Annotated in this window: 18 protein-coding genes, 1 pseudogene and 1 riboswitch; of the genes and pseudogenes, 1 reads left to right on the top strand and 18 read right to left on the bottom strand. The window is 52.6% G+C overall.

Annotated elements, in window-relative coordinates; translation table 11 throughout:
• Positions 1-73 precede the first annotated feature (73 nt).
• The 12 genes from NWF31_RS04215 to NWF31_RS04270 all read right to left on the bottom strand — a co-directional run bounded on the left by NWF31_RS04215 (position 74) and on the right by NWF31_RS04270 (position 12,420).
• On the bottom strand, positions 74-685 hold the full coding sequence (locus NWF31_RS04215) for a type II secretion system protein (RefSeq protein WP_258359259.1): 612 nt from the start codon (positions 683-685) through the stop codon (positions 74-76).
• A 158-nt stretch (positions 686-843) separates the two neighbouring features.
• Positions 844-2,052, bottom strand: a complete 1,209-nt coding sequence (locus tag NWF31_RS04220) for a type II secretion system F family protein (RefSeq protein ID WP_258359260.1) — start codon at positions 2,050-2,052, stop codon at positions 844-846.
• A gap of 59 nt (positions 2,053-2,111) precedes the next feature.
• Positions 2,112-2,194: riboswitch (cyclic di-GMP riboswitch) on the bottom strand.
• A 56-nt stretch (positions 2,195-2,250) separates the two neighbouring features.
• Positions 2,251-3,270: a type IV pilus twitching motility protein PilT gene (locus tag NWF31_RS04225; protein ID WP_258359261.1), complete on the bottom strand. Its 1,020-nt coding sequence runs from the start codon at positions 3,268-3,270 to the stop codon at positions 2,251-2,253.
• 66 nt (positions 3,271-3,336) lie between these two features.
• Complete coding sequence (locus tag NWF31_RS04230; RefSeq protein WP_258359262.1) at positions 3,337-4,992, bottom strand: GspE/PulE family protein; 1,656 nt, start codon at positions 4,990-4,992, stop codon at positions 3,337-3,339.
• 62 nt (positions 4,993-5,054) lie between these two features.
• On the bottom strand, positions 5,055-6,128 hold the full coding sequence (gene aroB, locus NWF31_RS04235) for a 3-dehydroquinate synthase (protein WP_258359263.1): 1,074 nt from the start codon (positions 6,126-6,128) through the stop codon (positions 5,055-5,057).
• A complete protein-coding gene (locus NWF31_RS04240; RefSeq protein WP_258359264.1) occupies positions 6,107-6,628 on the bottom strand; it encodes a shikimate kinase in 522 nt (173 codons plus the stop codon). The genes aroB and NWF31_RS04240 overlap by 22 nt, the downstream gene beginning before the upstream one ends.
• Before the next feature lie 4 nt (positions 6,629-6,632).
• Positions 6,633-7,835 carry a chorismate synthase gene (gene aroC, locus NWF31_RS04245; protein ID WP_258359265.1) on the bottom strand — a complete coding sequence of 401 codons (1,203 nt, stop codon included), beginning with the start codon at positions 7,833-7,835 and terminating at the stop codon, positions 6,633-6,635.
• A 54-nt stretch (positions 7,836-7,889) separates the two neighbouring features.
• Complete coding sequence (locus NWF31_RS04250; protein ID WP_258359266.1) at positions 7,890-8,753, bottom strand: shikimate dehydrogenase; 864 nt, start codon at positions 8,751-8,753, stop codon at positions 7,890-7,892.
• A gap of 53 nt (positions 8,754-8,806) precedes the next feature.
• Positions 8,807-9,316, bottom strand: coding sequence for a YqeG family HAD IIIA-type phosphatase (locus tag NWF31_RS04255; RefSeq protein ID WP_258359267.1), 510 nt, complete (start codon positions 9,314-9,316; stop codon positions 8,807-8,809).
• A 191-nt stretch (positions 9,317-9,507) separates the two neighbouring features.
• Positions 9,508-10,689: a class I SAM-dependent rRNA methyltransferase gene (locus tag NWF31_RS04260; protein WP_258359268.1), complete on the bottom strand. Its 1,182-nt coding sequence runs from the start codon at positions 10,687-10,689 to the stop codon at positions 9,508-9,510.
• A gap of 171 nt (positions 10,690-10,860) precedes the next feature.
• Entirely contained in the window at positions 10,861-11,568 is a 708-nt protein-coding gene (gene sigK / locus NWF31_RS04265) for an RNA polymerase sporulation sigma factor SigK (protein ID WP_258359269.1), read from the bottom strand.
• Between the two features lie 81 nt (positions 11,569-11,649).
• On the bottom strand, positions 11,650-12,420 hold the full coding sequence (locus tag NWF31_RS04270) for an IclR family transcriptional regulator (RefSeq protein ID WP_258359270.1): 771 nt from the start codon (positions 12,418-12,420) through the stop codon (positions 11,650-11,652).
• Between the two features lie 181 nt (positions 12,421-12,601).
• Between NWF31_RS04270 and NWF31_RS04275 the strand changes: the two genes are divergently transcribed.
• Positions 12,602-13,045: a hypothetical protein gene (locus NWF31_RS04275; protein ID WP_258359271.1), complete on the top strand. Its 444-nt coding sequence runs from the start codon at positions 12,602-12,604 to the stop codon at positions 13,043-13,045.
• Between the two features lie 132 nt (positions 13,046-13,177).
• On the opposite strand, the pseudogene uxuA reads toward NWF31_RS04275, so the two are convergent.
• From uxuA to NWF31_RS14890, 6 genes and pseudogenes are all read right to left on the bottom strand, one after another.
• Positions 13,178-13,945 (bottom strand): annotated as a pseudogene (gene uxuA / locus NWF31_RS04280) (mannonate dehydratase); the annotation flags it as partial.
• An 82-nt stretch (positions 13,946-14,027) separates the two neighbouring features.
• Complete coding sequence (locus NWF31_RS04285) at positions 14,028-15,377, bottom strand: oxidoreductase (RefSeq protein ID WP_258359272.1); 1,350 nt, start codon at positions 15,375-15,377, stop codon at positions 14,028-14,030.
• Positions 15,378-15,789: 412 nt separating this feature from the next.
• Positions 15,790-17,613 carry an FAD-binding protein gene (locus NWF31_RS04290; protein ID WP_258359273.1) on the bottom strand — a complete coding sequence of 608 codons (1,824 nt, stop codon included), beginning with the start codon at positions 17,611-17,613 and terminating at the stop codon, positions 15,790-15,792.
• Positions 17,614-17,637: 24 nt separating this feature from the next.
• Complete coding sequence (locus tag NWF31_RS04295; protein WP_258359274.1) at positions 17,638-18,996, bottom strand: UbiD family decarboxylase; 1,359 nt, start codon at positions 18,994-18,996, stop codon at positions 17,638-17,640.
• 3 nt (positions 18,997-18,999) lie between these two features.
• Positions 19,000-20,646, bottom strand: a complete 1,647-nt coding sequence (locus NWF31_RS04300; RefSeq protein ID WP_340674346.1) for an FAD-dependent oxidoreductase — start codon at positions 20,644-20,646, stop codon at positions 19,000-19,002.
• Between the two features lie 28 nt (positions 20,647-20,674).
• The gene (locus NWF31_RS14890; protein ID WP_422880238.1) at positions 20,675-20,893 is read right to left on the bottom strand and encodes a 4Fe-4S dicluster domain-containing protein; all 219 of its coding nucleotides are present in this window, start codon (positions 20,891-20,893) and stop codon (positions 20,675-20,677) included.
• Positions 20,894-20,897 lie beyond the last annotated feature (4 nt).

Consider the following 20,897-nt stretch of genomic DNA (forward strand, 5'->3'; position numbering starts at 1 on the left):
GGTCGCATATAAAGGTACATGCTGCCGTCGCTGCTATATTGCGGCGGCAGCATATGTTTTTTAACTATTGGCTTTAATCTTTGGAAATTAAAAGGTATATGTCCCCAGTATAGTTATTGCTACTGTCTTTTATTGGAAATACAACACTATTATCTGTTAGATTAATTGACGCTAGATTTTCTCCTTCTAAATTAACTAATAACTTCTCGATTGCGCCGTCCGGCACTTTATCAAGTTTTAAATACCTTCCTAGATCATCTTCATCTACATTTCCGTCACCGTTTATATCTTCAGTATCATTTATATAGTAATATTTTCCGCCCCACGGGTTCTGGCCCGGCCAGGCATCCAGGTAGGGACCGTCCCAGCGGTTTTTCCACTTCTTCATATCACTATCATTACTATTTTCATCATAACCATCATAATTCACTTTAGCAACAAATCCCGGATCTGTGCCGTCATCTTTAGTTGGCGGCCAAACAGCGGTATCGGCATAGGCAATCAGCGCCGCCGATTTTATAGCCCTGTAGTCGGCTTCGGCCTTGGCTACCCTGCTCTTTTCAGTGGCATTTAAGGCGGTGGGGACTATAAATACTGCCAGGATGCCGATTATAGCGATAACCACCAGAAGCTCCACCAGGGTAAAACCGCCCTCATTCCAGGCCCTTTTCATTCTCCGTTTCATATAAAGCAGCCCTCCTTGAGTTTAAAATTCTTACTGAATTGTTCCTGCAGATCGTTTGTCGATGAATTATACAGGTAATAACCCCTCCTTTTCTATCAACATGCCTTATTTGGATATTAACAACCCGGTAGTTTGCCGGGCGGGTTACCAATAAGCTTTTATCTTATGCCGCCCAGCACCTGGAAATAAGGAAGAAATACCGAAATTACGATTACCCCCACAATGCCTCCAAGGACGACAATCAGCATTGGTTCTATGAGGGAAGCCAGGCGGCCTACAATTGCCCCTACCTCCTGCTCGTAAAGAGCCGCCACTCGTTCGAGCATAAAATCCAGGGCGCCCGTTTCTTCCCCCACGGTAATCATCTCTACCACCATGGGCGGGAAAACGCCGCTGGCTTCCAGGGGAGCCGCCAGTCCCTGCCCGTCGCGTACGCTTTCCTCCGCCCGGGCTACGGCTTCTGCTACCACGGCGTTGCCAACCGTCCGCCGCACAATTTCCAGGGCCGTCAGGACGGGGACGCCGCTGTGAAGGAGAGTGGCAAGGGTGCGGCTGAAACGGGATAATACCGTCTTCAGGTTCAGGGGACCTATAACAGGCAGGCGGAGCAGCACCCTGTCAAGCTGGTAGCGGGCTGCCGGCCGCTGCTGCCAGCGGTAAAACCCATAACCGGCGCCGGACAGGATTAAGAACACCAAAAACCACAGGCGCCGCAGCCACTCACTTAGCCCCAAAATCAAGCGCGTCGGCCAGGGCAGGGGCACCTGCAGGCTGTTCAACATGACCCGGAACGAAGGCAGGACATAAGTCAGGAGAATAATAACTACCAGCAGGGCAACCATGCTGACTATCGCCGGGTAGGTCAGGGCCGACTTTACTTTTTCCTCTAATTCATGTTCTTTTTCCAGGTGTCCGGCCAGGCGCCCCAGGGTCTCGTCCATGGCCCCGCTCAGTTCACCGGCCTCTACGGTGTGGATGAAGATGGGCGGGAATACCCGGGGCTGCCGTTCCAGGGCCCGGTAAAAGGCCTCCCCTGCCTCTAGATCACGGAGGAGCAGCGTAACGCTCTCACGCAAGGAAGAATTTTCCGCCTGTTTTTCAATAATCCGTAAGGCCGATATAATGGGCAGGCCGGCACCAAGCATGGTCGCCAGCTGGCGGCAAAAGAGGGCCAGGTCGCGACGGGATACCGGCCGCCGGAAAAGGTGCCGCCAGTTCCGGGCCGGGGGTAAAGCTACCGGCCGGCAGTGAGTAATAAAAATACCCTGGCTGCGCAGTTCCCGGATGGCCAGTTCCTGGCTGTCCGCTTCTATGGTACCCCTGACCGCCTCCCCTTTTGTATCCCGCCCCCGGTAGGCGAAGGTCATGATTTCACCCCATAACCATTAATAAAAGCCACCGGTTGCAGAGAAAGAAATTATACTTCCCCGGCAGCCCGGCGGCCATGACAGCGTCTACAGGCCCGTAGCTTTGCGTCCCTGGCTTTCGCCAGGTTTGCCCTTAACACGGTTAATCATATTATAATTCGCCATAAATTGCCTGAATCCTGCCGGCTCCCTGGTATATTAACCATAATTTAATTCTCTTGCAAAAATTACCCCACTGTTCAGCAGCTGCCGCAAAGCCATGTCCATGGTCTGCATGCCGTAGCGGGCTCCCGTCTGCATGATAGAAACAATCTGGTGGGTTTTACCCTCGCGGATAAGATTTTTAACAGCCGGAGTAGCGATCAGTACTTCCACGGCTGCCACCAGGCCCTTCCTGTCGGCCCGCGGTAGCAGCTGCTGGGTGATAACCCCTTCCAGGGTGTCGGCTAGCTGGATACGGATCTGTCCCTGCTGGTGGGGGGGGAAAACGTCAATAATGCGGTCCACACTCTGAACTGCGCTACTGGTATGTAAAGTTGCCAGGACCAGGTGGCCCGTTTCCGCAGCCGTGATGGCCGTGGCTATAGTTTCCTGGTCGCGCATCTCGCCGACCAGGATAACGTCCGGGTCCTGGCGCAGGGCGGCCCGCAGGGCACTGGCAAAGGATTTGGTATCGGAACCTATTTCCCGCTGGTTGACGATGCTGCGGCGGTGCTGGTGCAGGTACTCGATGGGGTCTTCCAGGGTGATAATATGGCAGCTGCGCTCCCGGTTGATTTTATCCACCATGGCCGCCAGGGTAGTGGACTTGCCGCTGCCCGTAGGTCCTGTCACCAGGATCAGGCCATGGTGCTTTTCAGCCAACTCGGCCACCACCGGCGGTAATCCCAGGGTTTCCAGGCCGGGTATATCCCTGGGAATAAGGCGGATGGCGGCACCAATACTTCCCCGCTGGTGAAAAACGTTGACCCGGAAACGGCTTACGCCGGGCAGGGAATAAGCCAGGTCGATTTCTCCCGTCTTTTGAAAGGCCTCCCATTTTTCGCCTACCATTGGTCGTACCAGGGCGGCCGTCATCGCAGCATCCAGGGGCTCCCACTGGCGCTGGACCCGGAGTTCGCCGTGGACCCGGAAAACCGGTGGTAAACCGGTCGTGAGATGAACATCAGAAGCCCCGGCGGCTGCAGCAGCCTGCAAAATAGCTTCAATCGCAAGCATTTTAACCCTCCCGGATAAAACCAGGGATATTAATGGCAGGGAATTCTAACAACCTGAAGCGAGTAATTATAAACCACCCAGGGAAACCCGCAGGACTTCATTCACCGTTGTTATCCCCTGCCGGACTTTCTCCAGGCCATCCTGCATTAAAGGCACCATCCCGGCAGCTATGGCCGCCTCTTTAAGGGCCATGGCGGGGGCCTTGGCGGTCACCAGGCCGCGAAGTTCTTCATTCATAACCAGTACCTCCTGGATGGCCGTCCGGCCAGCATAACCGGTAAAGTTGCAGCGCTGGCAACCCCTCCCCCGCCAGAGTTCTTCTACCGCAGGCAGCCAGGTCTTTTCCAAAGACCCTTGTTCGGGGCGATAAATCTCCCGGCAGTGGGGGCAGAGACGGCGCACCAGCCGCTGGGCCACTACGCCGATAAGGGAAGAGTTGACCAGGTAAGATTCGACGCCCATATCCAGGAGACGGGTGACGGCCCCGGCGGCGTCATTAGTATGGAGAGTGCTGAATACCAGGTGGCCGGTGGTTGCCGCCCGGACGGCAATGTCAGCCGTTTCCCGATCTCGTATTTCGCCTACCATAATGATATCGGGGTCCTGGCGTAAAATAGATCGCAGACCTGAGGCAAAGGTTAGCCCAGCCTTGGGATTGACCCGCACCTGGTTGATGCCGGGAAGCAGGTATTCTACCGGGTCTTCAATAGTAATAATGTTTTTTTCCGGCGAGCTTAATATATTAAGGGTAGCATAGAGGGTGGTCGTCTTGCCGCTGCCTGTAGGCCCCGTAATAAGAAGCATGCCGTAGGAATTGTGTATTAGGCTTTCAAAACGCTCTTTCAGTCCAGGCAAAAAACCCAAATCGTCCAGGGACAGGAGCATGGTCGACTGGTCCAGCAGGCGCAGGACGATCTTTTCCCCGTAAACCGTGGGCAGGCTGGAAACTCGCAGGTCAACGCTACGTTTACCCAGGGTAAACTGGAAGCGGCCGTCCTGGGGCAGGCGCTTTTCGGCAATATCCATGCCCGCCATGATCTTGATCCTGGAAATCAGGCTGCTTAGAACCCCCAGGGGCAGGTGAGTCAACTCCCGCAGCAGGCCGTCCACCCGCAGGCGTACGCGCACCTCCCCTTCCTGGGGCTCTATATGGATATCGCTGGCCCGCATCTGGATGGCTTGCTGGATAAAGCTATTCACCAGCCGTACGGCCGGTGCCCCTTCGGCGCCTCCGGGGCCGGTAACTTCTAAGGCAGCAGCTGCCGCTACCTCTCCCATGACTGCAGAAGCTGCTTCTTGCCAGAACTGGCTCAAAGCCTCTTCTATTTCTCTTTCGGCCGCTATGGCCGGCATGATCTCTTTGCCCGTAGCCAGGCGCAAGTCGTCCAGGGCGAGCAAGTTTAAAGGATCGGCCATGGCTACCAGGAGGCGGTTACCGTCCAGGCGAATGGGGATTGCCTGGTAGCGCCGTGCCAGTCCCTCCGGCACCAGGCGCACTACCTCGGGATCCAAATGGTAGTCGGCCAGGACGACTTTGGGAATGCCCAGCTGGAATTCCAGGACTTCCAGGATGCTGGCTTCCGTAATGAAACCCAGGCGGACTAAAACCTTGCCAAGGCGTTCCCCGCTGCGTTTTTGTTCCCGCAGGGCCTCTTCCAGCTGGGCCGGAGTGATCATCCCTGCAGCAATTAAAAGATCTCCCAGCCGCCGCCGGTTATCCATCTTGCTCCCCTCCGCAACTTTTCATTCTTTAGCAGGCGAGGGTGACTGCCTCCGGCAATTCCTCAGGAAATAACCGCCATAACCTCCTCTAAACTAACCGGGGTGATCTGCACCCGGCCCAGGCGTTCCGGCAGGACCATCCGCAGACGACCTTGAAGAATTTTCTTATCATGACCCAGGGCCTCGCGAAAGATGGCAGGATCCAGGGCCGGCAATTCGACCGGCAGACCCGCCCGCTGCAGCAACTCCACCAGGCGTCCGGTTTCGCCTTCGCTAAACATCCCCCGCCGGACGGCCACGCGCGCGGCGGCTATCATCCCCATGGCCACCGCTTCGCCGTGGCGGTAAGTGGCAAATCCGGTAGCGGCTTCTACGGCATGTCCGATGGTGTGGCCGAAATTTAGAATAGCCCGCAGGCCCCCTTCCCGCTCGTCCCGGGCAACTATTTCCGCTTTCAGGGCACAGGAGCGTAAAACGATTGTTTCCAGCACCCCTTCATTCCCTTGCAGGACGCCGTCCAGGTGATCTTCCAGGTAGGCAAAGAAGCCGGCATCCATAATCACGCCGTACTTGATGACTTCCGCCAGTCCGGCCCGGACTTCCCGCGGCGGCAGGGTGGCCAGGGTGTCCAGAGCGGCGATAACGGCCGCCGGCTGGTAAAAGGCGCCGATGAGGTTCTTGCCCCGGGGATGGTTGACGGCCACCTTGCCTCCCACGCTGGCGTCGACCTGGGCCAGGAGGGTGGTGGGAATCTGGATAAAAGGAACCCCCCGGAGCCAGGTGGCGGCCGCAAACCCGGCCACATCCCCCACCACACCTCCCCCCAGGGCGATAATGGCTGCCCGGCGCTCGAGGCCTGCCGCCAAGGCAGCATCGTATAGTTCAGCCGCAACTTTAAGGGTTTTGGCCTCTTCCCCATCTGGCACCAGGACGAGATGCGGGTGAAAACCGGCCGCATTGAGGCCTAACTCCAGGGTGGGCCAGTAGTGGCCGGCTACAACGGCATTGCTTACCACCAGGCAGGAAGGGGCAAGGTCCAGTTTTTTAAGGAGGCGACCTGTTTCCTTTAACAACCCCGAACCGCAGTAAATGCTGTAAGAGCGTTCACCCAAATCTACTTTAAGTTCGCCAGCCACGTTTTTAAAGCCTCCTTTATTTCTCCGGCTACGTCTGCTGCTTCTTTGCCATCAGTTGCTACATAAAGGTCGGCGAAGGCATAATAGGGTTCGCGGTAGGCGAGAAGTTTGGCCACCTCTTCCTGCCGCCGGCCCTGGAGGAGGGGGCGGTCCCCCTTTTTCCCGGCGCGCTGCAGGGCCGTTTCCGGCCTTACCTGGAGCCAGACGACTTTGTTGCCCTCCCGCAGGTGCCGGACATTTTCCCTCGAAAGAACAACTCCGCCGCCGGTGGCAATAACCGCCCGTTGGCAGGCGGTCGCCCGGGCAACGGCCGCCTGCTCCAGTTCCCGGAAATAGTGCTCGCCGTAGCAGGCAAAGATCTCTTTGATAGGAAGGCCGCTTTCCTCTTCGATCAGGGCATCGGTATCCAGGAAGGTCCAGCCCAGGCCGGCTGCTAGGAGCTTGCCCACAGTCGTTTTGCCGCTGCCCATAAAACCGACCAAAACAATATTACCCGGCATCGTATCAGCCTTCCCCTTCCTCTTTCCATGGGGAAGGTAAACCTTTGCATTCCCGTAGGCCTTCTTTTAAATACTGACGATAAGCGGCCAATCGCCCCTGAATTTCCGGCAAATGATCGCCGCCGAATTTTTCCAGCACTGCCCCGGCCAGGACCCAGGCAACCGCCGCCCAGGCCACCACCGCTGCCGCCGGCACGGCGCAAACGTCAGAGCGTTCAACCGCCGCCGTGGCGGGCTCTTTGGTCAGGAAATCAACGCTGGGCAAGGGGCGCATCAGGGTGGGGATCGGCTTCATGGCCGCCCGCAGGACAAGGGTTTCGCCATTGGTCATGCCGCCTTCCAGGCCGCCGGCACGGTTGGTGGGGTGGTAAAAGCCGCATTCTTCCCGGTAGGCAATGGCATCGTGGGCCCGGCTTCCAGGAATAGTTGCGAGTTCAAAGCCGGCGCCGATTTCCACTCCCTTAATGGCCGGGATGCTCATTAAAGCCTGGGCCAGGCGGCCGTCCAGGCGCCGGTCCCAGTGAACATGGCTGCCCAGCCCGGCGGGAACCCCGGTTGCCAGGACTTCCACCACGCCGCCCAGGGTGTCACCCTTTTGCCGGGCTTCTTCAATAGCGGCTACCATAGCCCGGCTCCCTTCCGGGTCGGCACAGTAGACGGGCGACTCCCAGGCCTGCCGGGCGGCGATAAAATCTACCGCCCCTTTAACTTCAACCTGCCCAACCCGGACCACGTGGGCCGCCACTTCAATTCCCAGCTCTTTGAGCAAAGCGGCAGCTGTAGCCCCGGCCGCCACCCTGGCCGCGGTTTCCCGGGCACTGGCGCGTTCCAGGATATTGCGCAGGTCCGCCTGGTGATACTTTAAGCCTCCCGCCAGGTCGGCATGTCCCGGCCGCGGCCTGGTGACTATGCGCCCGGGCCGCGCCTCCGGGCCCGGAGCCATAATCTCCTGCCAATTGGCCCAGTCGCGGTTGGCGATAAAAATGGCTACCGGGCTACCCAGGGTATAACCGCCCCTTACCCCGGCCAGGATTTCCGCCCGGTCCCGTTCAATGGCCATGCGCCCGCCGCGGCCGTAACCGCCCTGGCGGCGGGCCAGCCAGGTATTAATATCCTCAGCTCTAAGGGGTATACCGGCCGGCAGGCCCTCTATAATTACACTTAAACCCCGCCCATGGGATTCCCCCGCGGTTAGATAACGAAGCAAATTATCTCCTGCCTCTCCAAATTATCAAACCTACGGCCGTACCTCCAGGTGGTGTTACATTGGTTCACCTGTTGCTTTCAGGAGGACGTTTCTCATAACCTCCACCGGTGCCGTCTTTCCCGTCCACAGGGTGAAAGCCGCAGCCCCCTGGTACAAAAGCATCCCCAAACCCGATATAACCCTGCAACCACGCTGCCGGGCTTGCCGCAAAAATTTCGTTTCCAGGGGGTTATAGACCAGATCATAGACCCATTGCCGGCTGTTGAGCCAGGCGGCCGGCAGGGGTACGGCTTCCACCGCAGGGGCCATGCCGGCACTGGTGGCATTTACCACCAGGTCAGCTCCTTCTATCCTGGGGCGCAGCTCTTCTTCTTGCAGGTTACAGGCCCCAACGGGAACCTTAAGGCCGGTCAGCTCTGCTGCCAGGCAACCGGCCTTCTCCAGGGTGCGGTTGGCAATGGTCAGCGCAGCGCAGCCGGCACCCGCCAGGGCAAAAGCCACCGCCCTGGCCGCCCCCCCGGCCCCGAGGATGACTGCCTGCTTGCCGGCCGGGTCAAAACCGGCCTCCCGGAGGGAGCGCAGAAAGCCGCCGGCGTCAGTATTGTAGCCGGTGAGGCGCCCATCTTTATTAACTATAGTATTCACGGCTCCAATCCGGGCCGCTATGGGTTCAACTGCATCCAAATATTTAATAACTGCTTCTTTATGGGGTACCGTAACATTGGCGCCCATGAACCCCAGGGCTTTAAGCCCGGCCAGGGCAGCCGGCAGGTCGGGAGGAGCAACAGCAAAGGCCAGGTACACCAGGTCCAGCCCGGCGCTGGCAAAGGCTGCGTTCTGCATTAAAGGCGATAAAGAATGTCCTACCGGGTACCCGATAAGGGCTACAAGGCCGGTTGTAGATTTTACTTCAAGCATGGATTAACCTGCCCATTTTTTAAATCCGGCTTTTGCGAAGCCGGATTTTTCTTTTACACGTCTTTCAAATCGCTGATTACCAGGTTTTTCGTTATCAATTTTTCGATTTTACGTATTACCCGGGTACCGATAAACTCGCGTTTATTAATGGGCATCACCAGGATTGTATACAGCCCCAGGCGGTTTCCCCCCAGGACATCGGTAAAAACCTGGTCACCAATAACGGCAGTATTACCAACCACCGTTTCCATAACGGCCATCGCCTGGTAAAAGGCCCGCCGTCTGGGTTTCCCGGCCCTGGATATCCCGGGAATGTCCAAGCAGGAAGCTATTTTTTGCACCCGCACGTCCCGGTTGTTGGACACGAGACAGGCTCTTAAGCCTTGCCTTTTTAATTCCGTAAACCATTGGTGTACTTCCCGGTCCAGGGTCGCCCGTCCCCATGCAGTCACCGTATTATCCAGGTCTATAATCAACCCGCGAATACCCCGCGCCTTTAAAGCTGCCAGGGGTATATCCTGCAGGGTTCGTACATAGAGGTCGGGTTGCAGCAGCTTGAACATATTTCACCCCTGATCAGGCACCTACAGGTTATTATACCATAAATAAACTACCGGTGGATAAAGATATTTTGGTTCTTAGAGAAAAAAGGCCTGGCAGCACTTTACATAAAAGCCACGGTTGCAATTGGCGGGCAGGCGTCCGTAAGGGCATGGGCTGCATTGATTGTAGAACTCTTCCAGGGGAGTTCAAGTTATATAACTTGCAAAAATAAGCATTTAAGGTAACGGGATTCGTCATAACCTAGAAGTACCGGGTGGTCGGGAGCCTGGCCACCCCTGGCCAGCAGGCGCAGGCGGCGCCTGGCATCCAGGGACGCCTCCTGGATAATCTCTATAAAAAGGTCCTCGGGCATGTAGTAAGAACAGGAGCAGGTCACCAGAAATCCGCCGGGAGTTAAAATCCTCATGGCGCGTAAATTTATCTCTTTATAACCGCGGATGGCTCCCTCCAGGGCCTTCCTCGCCTTGACGAACGCCGGTGGGTCCAGGATAACTACATCAAACTTTTCTCCCCGTCGTTCCATCTCCCGCAGGGCGTCAAAAACATTGGCTTCCTTAAAAGAACAGAGATCGCTGTAGCCGTTGAGGGCAGCATTGCGATGGGCCATGGCTATGGCTTCCCCCGAAATATCCAGGCCCAGTACTTCCCGGGCCCCATAATGGGCAGCATGAATGCTAAACCCTCCGGTATGGCAGAAGCAGTCGAGGACCCGGGCATCTTTAACAAAGGGGTGGAGGGCGGCACGGTTTTCCCTCTGGTCCAGGAAATAGCCCGTCTTCTGCCCTGCGACCAGATCTACACAAAATTTAAGGCCGTTTTCCCTTATGACTACCTGCGGGTCAAAGGAACCTTTCAGGAACCCGGACCGCAGTTCCAGGCCCTCCAGCTCCCTTACCGGCGCATCATTGCGTTCATAGATAGCATCCGGTTGGATTATCTCATCCAGGATTTGTACTATCGTGTCTTTATAACGATCAATTCCCAAAGCCAGGGTCTGGATTACCAAACAGGGGCCAAATTTGTCAACTATTAATCCCGGTAGAAAATCGGCTTCCCCAAAGACAAGACGGTAAGCGTCCGCCCCGGTATTCGCCAAAACCTTCCGGCGGTAATCAAGGGCGGCAGCCAGGCGCCGCTGCCAGAAAGCCGTATCGATTTCTTCATCACGGCTGTACGTCAGGAGGCGAACGGTAATCATGGAGGCCGGGTTGATATATCCCCGGCCGATAAACCTGCCGCGGTAATCCTCTACAATAACTATTTCTCCCGGTTGACAGGCACCTTTAATAGTCTCAATTTCCGTTCGGTAAACCCAGGGATGCCCTTTTTTAATGCGCCTTTCTTCGCCCCGCCTCAACTGCACCCTTGCCATAGAAAACATCACCAGCTAAATAGTATATACCCAGGCTCCTGTATCTAAAGGCTGTTCCTGGGCGTTGCCGGCAAAATTATACCACAGGAAATACCCTTTTTACACGTATTCCCACAAAATAAAAAGCAGGCCAAATATAGGCGCCAGGGCAATAGTCAGAAATATTATATTTCACTTGCTGCATCCCTCAGCAGACAGTTCCTTCAAAAGTTTCTGGATAGCCCTTTTCTCGATCCTGGAAACATAGGAACGAGAGATACCCATTTTACGGGCGATATCCCGCTGGGTACGCCGCAAGCCCTGGAATAGCCCGAAACGCATGGCCAGGACTTTTTTTTCCCTCGGGGTTAATACATTTACCTTTTGCATAACTCGCCGGTGTTCATAAGAAGTTTCCACCATCTCGGCAACATCCTGATCTGAACCTAAAACATCAATCAAGGCGATTTCATTCCCTTCTTTATCTGTCCCGATAGGATCATAGAGGGAAACCTCGCCGCGGGTCTTTTTCATGGCGCGCAAGTGCATGAGAATTTCATTTTCAATGCAGCGGGCGGCATAAGTAGCGAGCTTTGTACCTTTATTTATATTATAAGTATTTATGGCTTTGATGAGGCCGACGGTACCGATGGAAATAAGGTCATCATTATCCTCACCGGTATTCTCAAACTTTTTCGTTATGTGGGCCACCAAACGCAGGTTATGCTCAATTAAAATATTGCGTGCCTTAAGATCCCCCTGCTGCCAAAGTTCCAGATACTTTTGTTCCTCTTCCTCGCTCAATGGATGGGGAAAGGCATTATTGGTAATGTAAGAAAGCAGGAGAGTAAGGCCCTTTAAAACAGATACGGCAACCAAAGCAAAAAAGCCGGCTTCCATAAAACCATACCTCCCGGGCAGGATAGCGTTACTCTCTATATATATGGAAGCCCGGCTTAATAGGTGCTTGTCCGGAAATTATTACTGCTTATAGCCTAGGCGACGCGATATCTCCTCGCTGGCATGGCGGGCAAGCTGAGCAAGTTCTGGTAATCGCTCCATGGTGACATGTATGGAAGGGCCGGAAATACTAAGGGCTGCTACTACCTGCCCACGGTAATCAAAAATGGGGGCGCCGACGCAGCGAATCCCTTCTTCATTTTCACCATCATCTACAGCGTAACCGCATTCCCGTACCCGGGCCAGTTCCGCCTGTAAAGCAGCCATGGTACTAATCGTCCGGGCTGTAAATCGTGGCAAACCAGTGCTGGTAATTATCTTTTCTACTTCTTCCGACGGCAGGAAGGCCAGTATGGCCTTGCCTACCGCCGTCGAATGGAGGGCAACCCGGCGGCCAATCTGGGAATACATACGGATGGTACGGTTGCCCTCAACCTTATCAATATATACAGCTTCATTACCATCCCTTACCACCATATGCGCCACTTCCTGACTCCTGGCCGCTAGTTCTTTTAAATACGGGTGGGCAACAGTCCGGACATCAAGCCGTTCCAGGAGGCCACTACTAAGCTCCAGGATTTTCAATCCAAGAATATATTTTCCTGTTGTCGGTTCCTGATCAACATAGCCATAAGCCTTAAGGGTAGTTAACATGCGATAGACGGTACTTTTATTTAGACCCAGCCGGCGGCTGAGGTCGCTCAAGCCTATACCTTCAGTAGTCATTGCCAGTGTCTCTAATATCTTGATGCTCTTCTCCACAGACAGGACGTGAAGTTCCTTTGTTGGCAAAGCCATTCACTCCAGAAACAAAACTTATAATATATTGTAGCACCATTTTGCGTGGGGGAGAATCTATCTTGTTCTGGAAGAAATTTTATCTTATACTTTTCTTAAAAGTGATTGCGACATGGCAAAGCAGTCGCTTATCCCAACACAAAATTCCAGATAATGTGTTCCGGGAGGGGGATAAATGTTGGAAGATCTTCTCAACCAGATTTTATCCGAACTACATAGTTTGAACAATCGCCTTGGAAATTTGGAGCAAGGGCAGGAAGCCTTGCATCATGGCCAGGAACAGATCAATTCGAGGCTAACTGTGCTGGGGAACGGCTTGGAACAAGCTAACTCCAGGTTAACTGCACTGGAGAATGGTTTGGAACAAGCTAACTGCAGGCTAACTGCACTAGAAAACGGTCTAAAACAGGCTAACTCCAGGATTACTGCCCTGGAGAACGGCTTGGAACAGGCTAACTCCAAGTTAACCATACTGGAAAAAGGTATGGACAAGATTGAGAAAACTACCAGGGGTATCAGAAAAGAGTTGCGTTACGGGGTATGGGAAGATATCAAAAAGCTTGAAAAGCGCCTGGCTGGACAGGAAGAAGAAATTGTCATGTTGAAGCGGTTAAAATAAGGCATAAAAAGGGACTGCCCCAATAGTTTGCGGACAGCCCTTTATTTGCTTATTTACTGCAATATCCTGGTAGAGCTTACATTCCACATCCTTTAATGAAGGAAAATAATTTTTGCTGGTCTGCGGAAAAATCTAATCAAAAGAACATCCTTTCATTTTACCAATAGCTTCCCATAACCCGTTCAGGTAGGCGATTCCCAAAGCCCTGTCATACAGGCCGTAACCCGGTCTGCCTACTTCTCCCCAGATCATTCGTCCATGGTCCGGCCTGATATATCCCTGGAAATCAATGTCATGATATGCCTTCATAATCTCAAATATATCCAAAGAACCGTCAGAAGATAAATGGGAAGCCTCGTCAAAGTTGCGGTGTGAATGTACCTTGATATTCCTTACATGTCCGAAATGTATCCTTCCTTTAGCACCGAAATAGCGTATAAGAGCTGGAATATCATTGTCCGGATTTGCTCCAAGACTGCCACTACACAGCGTGATTCCGTTATAAGGGCTGTCCACAAGGTTCATAATCCTCTCCAGGCTTTCTTTGGATTTTACAATCCTGGGCAAGCCAAATATAGACCACGGCGGATCGTCAGGATGAATGGCCATTTTTATATCGACCTCTTCAGCCACAGGAATAATTGCTCTTAAAAAAACCCCCCAGGTTTTCTAAAAGCTTTTCTTCATCCACATTCTTGTATTGTTCAAACAACACCTTTAAAGTTTTAAGCCGTTCAGGCTCCCAGCCAGGCAGTTCAAAGCCGTTGGAGTTGGCTTCCCTATCCTGTCGGGGTCCACCTTCTGTACCTTTTTCTCTTCATAGGACAGGGCAGTGGAACCATCGGGTAGGACCTTTGCTAAATCCGTCCGTGTCCAATCGAATACGGGCATAAAGTTGTAAAAAAGCCCCTCTCGTTGCTATGACGGGAGGAGCTTATTTCCAAGATAATAGAGGATGAACTGGCTAAAAATACAATACGCATTATTGAGCAGTTAAAATCTCTTTATAGATAGGCAAATATACCTCCCCATCCCTAACGACGCAACCGGTCCTGCCGCCGTCGCGCATGATCTGGGTGCAGCGGCTGCAGGCTATGCAGACCTGGCGCTCGTCCAGCTGGCCATTGATGAGCAGGTCCCGAGCGAAATCGGGATAGGCGAAGGCCAGCCTCCCGGCACCGGCCAGGGTTGCTGCGCCGCGGGCGATATTGGCGGCCGCCGCGTGGGCAAAGAACTGCCGCAGCCAGCTGTAGCCGCTGCCGACCACGGCCAGTCCTGGTTCGGCCTCCTGTATTTCCCGGGTAATCTTAAACATCCGGGCGACGCTCTCCAGGGGATGCTCCGCTGGCAGGCCGGCCCCCTTGGGTGGTATATCAAAGGGACGGGTCACTTCCGGGTTGGTATAATAAGGATTGCCGGCCGAAATGCTGACCAGTGATACCCCCTTCTCCTTGAGGAGGCGCACCAGCCGGATGGGTTCGGCGAGGTCGGGACGGGTATAATCTTCCGGATCAACGCCCCACCCGTAGGGATAGGGATGGGCATCATAGGCATTTAATCTTACCGCCAGGATAAAGTCGTTACCTGTTTTGGCCCGCACCTTTTCAATTGTTTCCAGGAGAAAACGGCTGCGGTTTTTAAAATCGCCGCCATACCTGCCTGCGCGGGTATGAGCGGCCAGCAGTTCCGACAAAAGGTAGCGGTGGCAGGACTTGATATCCACCCCGTCAAAACCCGCCTCCTGCGCCAGCAGGGCTGCCTCCACGTATTTATCCTGAAGCTGCTCCAATTCGGTATCGGTAACCGGCTCCTGCTCGGGAGAAACACCGGCCCGGGCGTCTAAATAGGGGTCATGATAGGCGATTACCGGCTGCGGCTTGCCGTAAGGCTTGCTGTAGCGGCCGGAATGGGTTAACTGCAGGATGCAAAGGGGGCGGTGGCCGGCCCCCATACTCTCCCTTGCTTCTCTCAGAGTCGTAGCAAGGAGTTCTTTAAAGGAATGGACATTGTTGCGGTTGATACAGAACTGCCGCGGGTTGGCGCGGCCCCCGGGGACGACGGCGGTAGCCTCAAACCAGAGTAAACCCGCTCCCCCCCGGCCAAAGCGCCGGTAGCGACGAAATGTCAGCTCGGACGGGCTGCCGTCTTCAGTACCATCGCATCCTTCCATGGGGTGGATGGCCAGGGAATTGGGCACTTCCCGGCCGCCGATCTTTACCTTCCGTGCCAGGGGACGCAAATCCTCGCTGAGCTCTATATCCAGTTTTAATTCGGCTATTTTTTCTTTTAACTGCGCGAGGTTTTTGAAGTTGAATCTGCTGAAAGCGGCCATGAAAACATCTCCTTAAAATTTGGATATGAAACAGGTTCTTCGCGTTTCGTTTGGATGGAACAGGATTATGCTGCGACCGCCCTTGAAATGGAGCCTCGCACCCGTTTCTAAGGGGCAGGAGGCACAGGCCGGCTTCGCTTGTTGTCCCTTGCCAATTCATGCCAGTATTTGAATAGCTCATTGTGGAGGCAGTTAAATATAACTTAAGCAGTTAACCAGACCATCTCCCTACCAACTCCGATCCCACTCCGTCTTATGAACTATAACTGCATAAAGTATAATTTAACGGTATATCCCGTTAACGATTCCTGGCAGCGATTCCGACATACAGCCGTATACGCCGGTGTTCCAGTGTTCGAGGTAGGCCTTTTATGGATGCCTACCGGTAGGCAAAAGCTGGGTAAATATATTCCTACGGCCGCACTGGTTCGCGCACTGTCAACACCATCCGCCCATCCTTACGGCTAATGACCAGGTAGCGCTGCCATTCCGGGTCCCGGCGGGCAACCGGGTTAACATCGGTTGCGTTAAGAAAACGCAGGTGGGGGCCGCGGCTCTCATCCCGCTGCAGGGCCGCCCGCAGGATCATTTCCGCTACCAGCAGCATATTTTCGTTCTCCAGGGCGTAGGCCAGGCCATGCTCGCCGGCATACTGGACCAGTTTCCGAAGACCGGCCAGCTCTTCCAGGCCGCGTCGCAACCCGTCTTCTGTCCTTACTACGCTGGCCCCCCGTTCCATCAACTGCTGTAAACGGTGCCGCAGCTTGGCAGCCGGTATGTCGCCGCTGCTAAGCAGCCCCTGCAGCCGCGCAAGAAACGCCTCCACCTCTTCCCGCGGCACCTCTGCCCGGGGTACCGCGGCGGCTTCCTTTGCCGCCTCTTCCCCGGCCAGGCGGCCAAAGACCTGGCCGTCCAGCAGGGCGTTGCCCCCCGGCCTGTTGGCCCCGTGCTGGCCGCCGGCCACCTCGCCGGCAGCATAAAGGCCGGCAACAGCCGTCCTGCCGGCCTGCCTGATCTTGACACCACCCTGGAAGTGCTGGATGCAGGGTGCTACTTGAACCTTTGCTCCGGCCTCCAGGTCCAGCCCCCTCTCTTTTAGCCAGGCGATACTTTCGGGATTAATTTCCCTCAGGCGATGTAAAGGGTTGGCCAGGCGCCTTTCCGTCCCCAGGTCAGCAGTAACTTCACTATAATAACGCTGGCGATTTTCTTCCACCAGTTCGTCCCATTGGAAGCCCGCCGGGTTCCGGCTGTAGTCCAGGTATACTTTACGCCCGGCAGCGATTTCCTGGTAGACCGCCACGTCAACAATATGGGTGGGATGCTCGTAGGTAACCGGCCAGCTTGCTCCCTTGCGGAACAGCAGGTTCATTACCACCCTGTCCGGGGTACCCGGCGGGAAATAGCGTCCCAGGAATTCTTCGCCCCGGTCGTTAACCATCCGGGGCAGGGCGCGCAGCATGCTCCCGGAACAATTTAATTTGGTCTTTAGGGAGGCCAGGCCGATCTGGATAAATTCCATATTGACCAATTCTGCACCGGCATCATAGGCCAAGGCGTAGCCGTCACCGGTCATACCGCCGGGAAAAACATTGGTCCGGTAAACCTGGCCCGCGCCGCCGGTCGCCAGGATGACCGTCCTGGCGGAGATAACTTTCAGGGCTGTAGCCGGGTCATGGCGCCTACGGGTATCCATGGCCAGGGCGCCGATTACCCTTCCCTGGCTGGTAATTAACCGGGCGACCATGGTAAAATTCAGGACCTGCACCGGCAACTGGCGCAAACGTTCCACCAGGGCTTCCTCAATATGAATAGCCGTCCTGGGGCCGGTATAGCAGGCCCGGGGGAAGTCGGAGCCATCGGTTACAAACTGGCGTGCCTTTCCCCCCTCCTTCACGAAAGGAACACCCAGGGCATCCAGGTAGTTAAAAGCAGTTTCAGCTTCCCGGGCTAACGTTACGGCCAGGTCCCAGTCAGAAACCAGGCCGCCAAGGCGGTAAATATCTTCGGCATGGTAGCGCCAGGCGTCCGGCCCTCCCGGAGGGGTATGGGGTAAGGTCGCGTGGAAGGCCATACGGTCGGAGCAGGCCGTGGCCGTCACCCCGCTTTTACCGATTTTCCCTTTGGTAGCCAGGATTACTTTTAATTCAGGATTGTATTCTTGCGCGGCAATAGCTGCCCTTAGGGCCGCACCACCACCACCTACAACCAGAACGTCGCAGGAATAGCTTTCCATAGTCAGGTTTCCTTTCCCCTTAAATCATGTGAGGCTATTAAGTATCTTTTTTAGATCTATCTGATCTACACCAGGTACTTTTATGGTTTCGGGGTAACCTGTTAAAGGCTTGGTTGCATCAATCCCTATCTTAGTAACTATATAACCATTTTTTGCAGTAGGATCCAGGGGGTGGCCTTTGGCGCCAGGAATTATTATTATATCCTGCTCCGGATGTAGCCGTGTAGCTATGGCTTTAATAACATCTTTGTCATCGTAAATATTGACATCATCATCTACAACTACAACATATTTTATGAAGGGATCAGCCGCAATGGCGGCCGCAATGACATTTTTGGCTTCCCCCTCATGCCGCTTTTTGATTGAAATATAGCAGATTAAACGACAACATCCCGAAGGCGGCATGTAGACTTCTTGAACCGTAGGGCAGGCAATCCTAACGGTTTTATAAATCATACTTAATCTCCCAGTACCACCTAATAATTGATGATCAAGATGACCGGAAAGACAATCAAGGTAGATGGGATCCTTCCTTCTTGTAATAGCTGTAAGAGTGACAACGGGATTGAGGCATTGCTCTCCATATAAGGATGTATATTCTCCAAAAGGTGCTTCCAGGCGCCTTTCGTCTAGTGCTATATACCCTTCTAGAACCATTTCAGCATACGCAGGAACTTCCAGATCAACTGTTTTACATTTCACCAGTTCTAAGGGTTCACCTAAAAGCCCTCCTGCTACTTCATATTCGTCTACTTCAAGGGGGACAAAACTCAAAACACCTAAATAAAAGGCGGGATGGTGTCCAATAGCTATAGCTACAGGCATTGGCTGACCATGCCTAGCATATTTTTCAAAAATATACTTAACATGGCTGGTCTCGGCCATATGGATTCCTAATTTATTCTTTTCATGTACCATATGGCGATATATCCCTACATTTCGGATACCAGTATCTGGATCCTTTACCACCATTGCCCCTGCCGTAATATACGGACCGGCATCTTTTTCATTATGGGTAACTATCGGTAAATCAAAGAGGTTAATTTGGTCGCCTTTTATGGTAATTTCCTGTACCGGGCCTCCGGCTATTATCAAAGGCTTTGTTAACCTGTCTTCCCGTTCCCGGTAAACAGCATTTAAATTACTTTCATCGCATCCCAATGCTAAAGAGAGGCGTTTTCTACTAGCAAAAACGTTGGTAAGAACAGGAATATCGTATCCCTGAACATTACTGAATAAAAGCCCCGGGTAATGGCCAACTTCTTCTAATTTTGCAGCAATCGCTGGTATGCCAAAATACGGACTAACTTGCTCCTTTATATGTAGAATTTCGCCCATTTTGCTTGCTTCAGCAATAAAGGTTCTTAGATCTTTATTAGCCATAAATTAATCCACCTTTGAAATATATTCATAATCTATTTTATAACTTTCCTTATCCGATTTAATGAGAATACGCTTGAGCCAGTTACTATCATCCCGCTTAGGGAAATCTTCACGGTAATGTCCACCCCGGCTTTCTTTTCTTTCTAAGGAACACGCAACGGTTAATTCCGCCAGGGTCACCATATTAATTACCTCATAAACTTTCATTAAATCATGCGAGGATTTAGCCACCATAAAATTTAATTTTTCTTTTATTTCCCGGATACCCTGTAATGCCCTTTTTAAGCGTGCAGCCTCTTTAATAAGATTAACTTCTGTTCTAAACATGATTTTTTGCAGTTCATATGTTAGCTCATCGGGATCTATGCCCGCCTTTCTGTTAAGTGGCAACGTAACAGACTTACACTGTCTTTCAATATCTTTACAACTAACTTCTTTAGAGCCGCGTAAGGTTTTTGCTTTTTCACCAGCCTGTGATCCAGTTATAAATCCTGAAATACTGGCAAACATTAATGGAGCACCACCAGCCCCAATGCCAGCCCCTAAAAAGCAAGCTTTACTGGCTGCATCTCCTGCTGCGAACAAGTTGTTAACACTTGTACGGTAATTATTATCAATCCATAACCCTGCGGAAGTAGCTCCTACAGTTCCCGTAAAGGCGGGTATCCATTCTAAAGGTTTATCAAAAAGGTTTACGTTACTAGTTTCCATAGCTTCCAGTAATGGTTTCAGAAGCTTCGCTGTAACCTCGCGACCTTCCTTTGATAAACCGGTAAGATCGAAAAAGATGGGCCCTCTTCCTTCATTTACTTCCGTTACCATGGCTCTTATTAATATATCCAATGAACTGCTGTCTTTTAAGACAGGATCATATCTGGCCATAAAGCGTTCCCCGAATTTATTCCGAAAAATACCACCCAGCGAAGCAAAACGATTCATTCCATAGACATCAAAGTCCTTACAGGTTGACTGGTATTTAACCCCAAATTCCATATTGGCCAGAAAACATCCGACTCGATATCCCATGGCCACCCCATCACCAGTAGCCATATCCATTCCGAAATATGGTCCTTTATAAGAACATCCCCCCGAGGTAATGATAGCACATTTACACTCAACAAAAATAATTTCATTTCTCCTGATAGCAAAGCCAATGACCCCTTTAACAGTATTATCCTCTACATACAGATCTATTGCAGAAGTTCGATCTAAAATCCTAATACCACTATTTATACATAGCTTTCTAAGTAAACTTAACGACTGTGAGATATCAATAAGGACACTTTTGGTATTCCCCCGCCCTGTTTTTCTTATCAATTTACCCTTCTCATCTTTAATAAAAGGTAAGCCCAGTTCCTGTAGTTTTAAGATAATCTCATAACTCAAAGGATAGTTCCGGGAAAGCCAGCGGGGATCATTAAGGAAACACCCATTGTTTAGCCCATTTTCTACCCATTGACTTAAATCGTCCTCTCCGGGTATGAAACATTGCATATCACCAGCGGCAAACTTCGCGCAACCACTATTACCTGCATAAGCTTTTTCCAGAATTAAAACCTCAACGCCTTTTTTCCTGGCTTCCAGGGCAGCCAATAAACCTGCATACCCCCCACCTATTATTAAAACATCTGTTAAATAACGGGTCGACACTCCTTTAACCCCCCGCATTTACTGATTTTCAATAAGGCATTGGCATCTTTTGCTCACGTTCAGCTGTCACCTCTATAGCTTTTGAGGGGCAATTTATAATACATAAAAAACATGATTGACAGTCTTGAGGGTAAAGGATCTGTGGAAGTTGACTTTTTATATCAAAATAGATAACATCCATCGGGCATGAATTATCGCATTTCCCGCAGCCCTTGCATAAAGCAGTATTTATCTTCTTTATTCCCATATGG

Origin of the sequence: Neomoorella sulfitireducens, assembly GCF_024733845.1 — a bacterium.
Taxonomy (GTDB): Bacteria; Bacillota; DSM-521; order Neomoorellales; family Neomoorellaceae; genus Neomoorella; species Neomoorella sulfitireducens.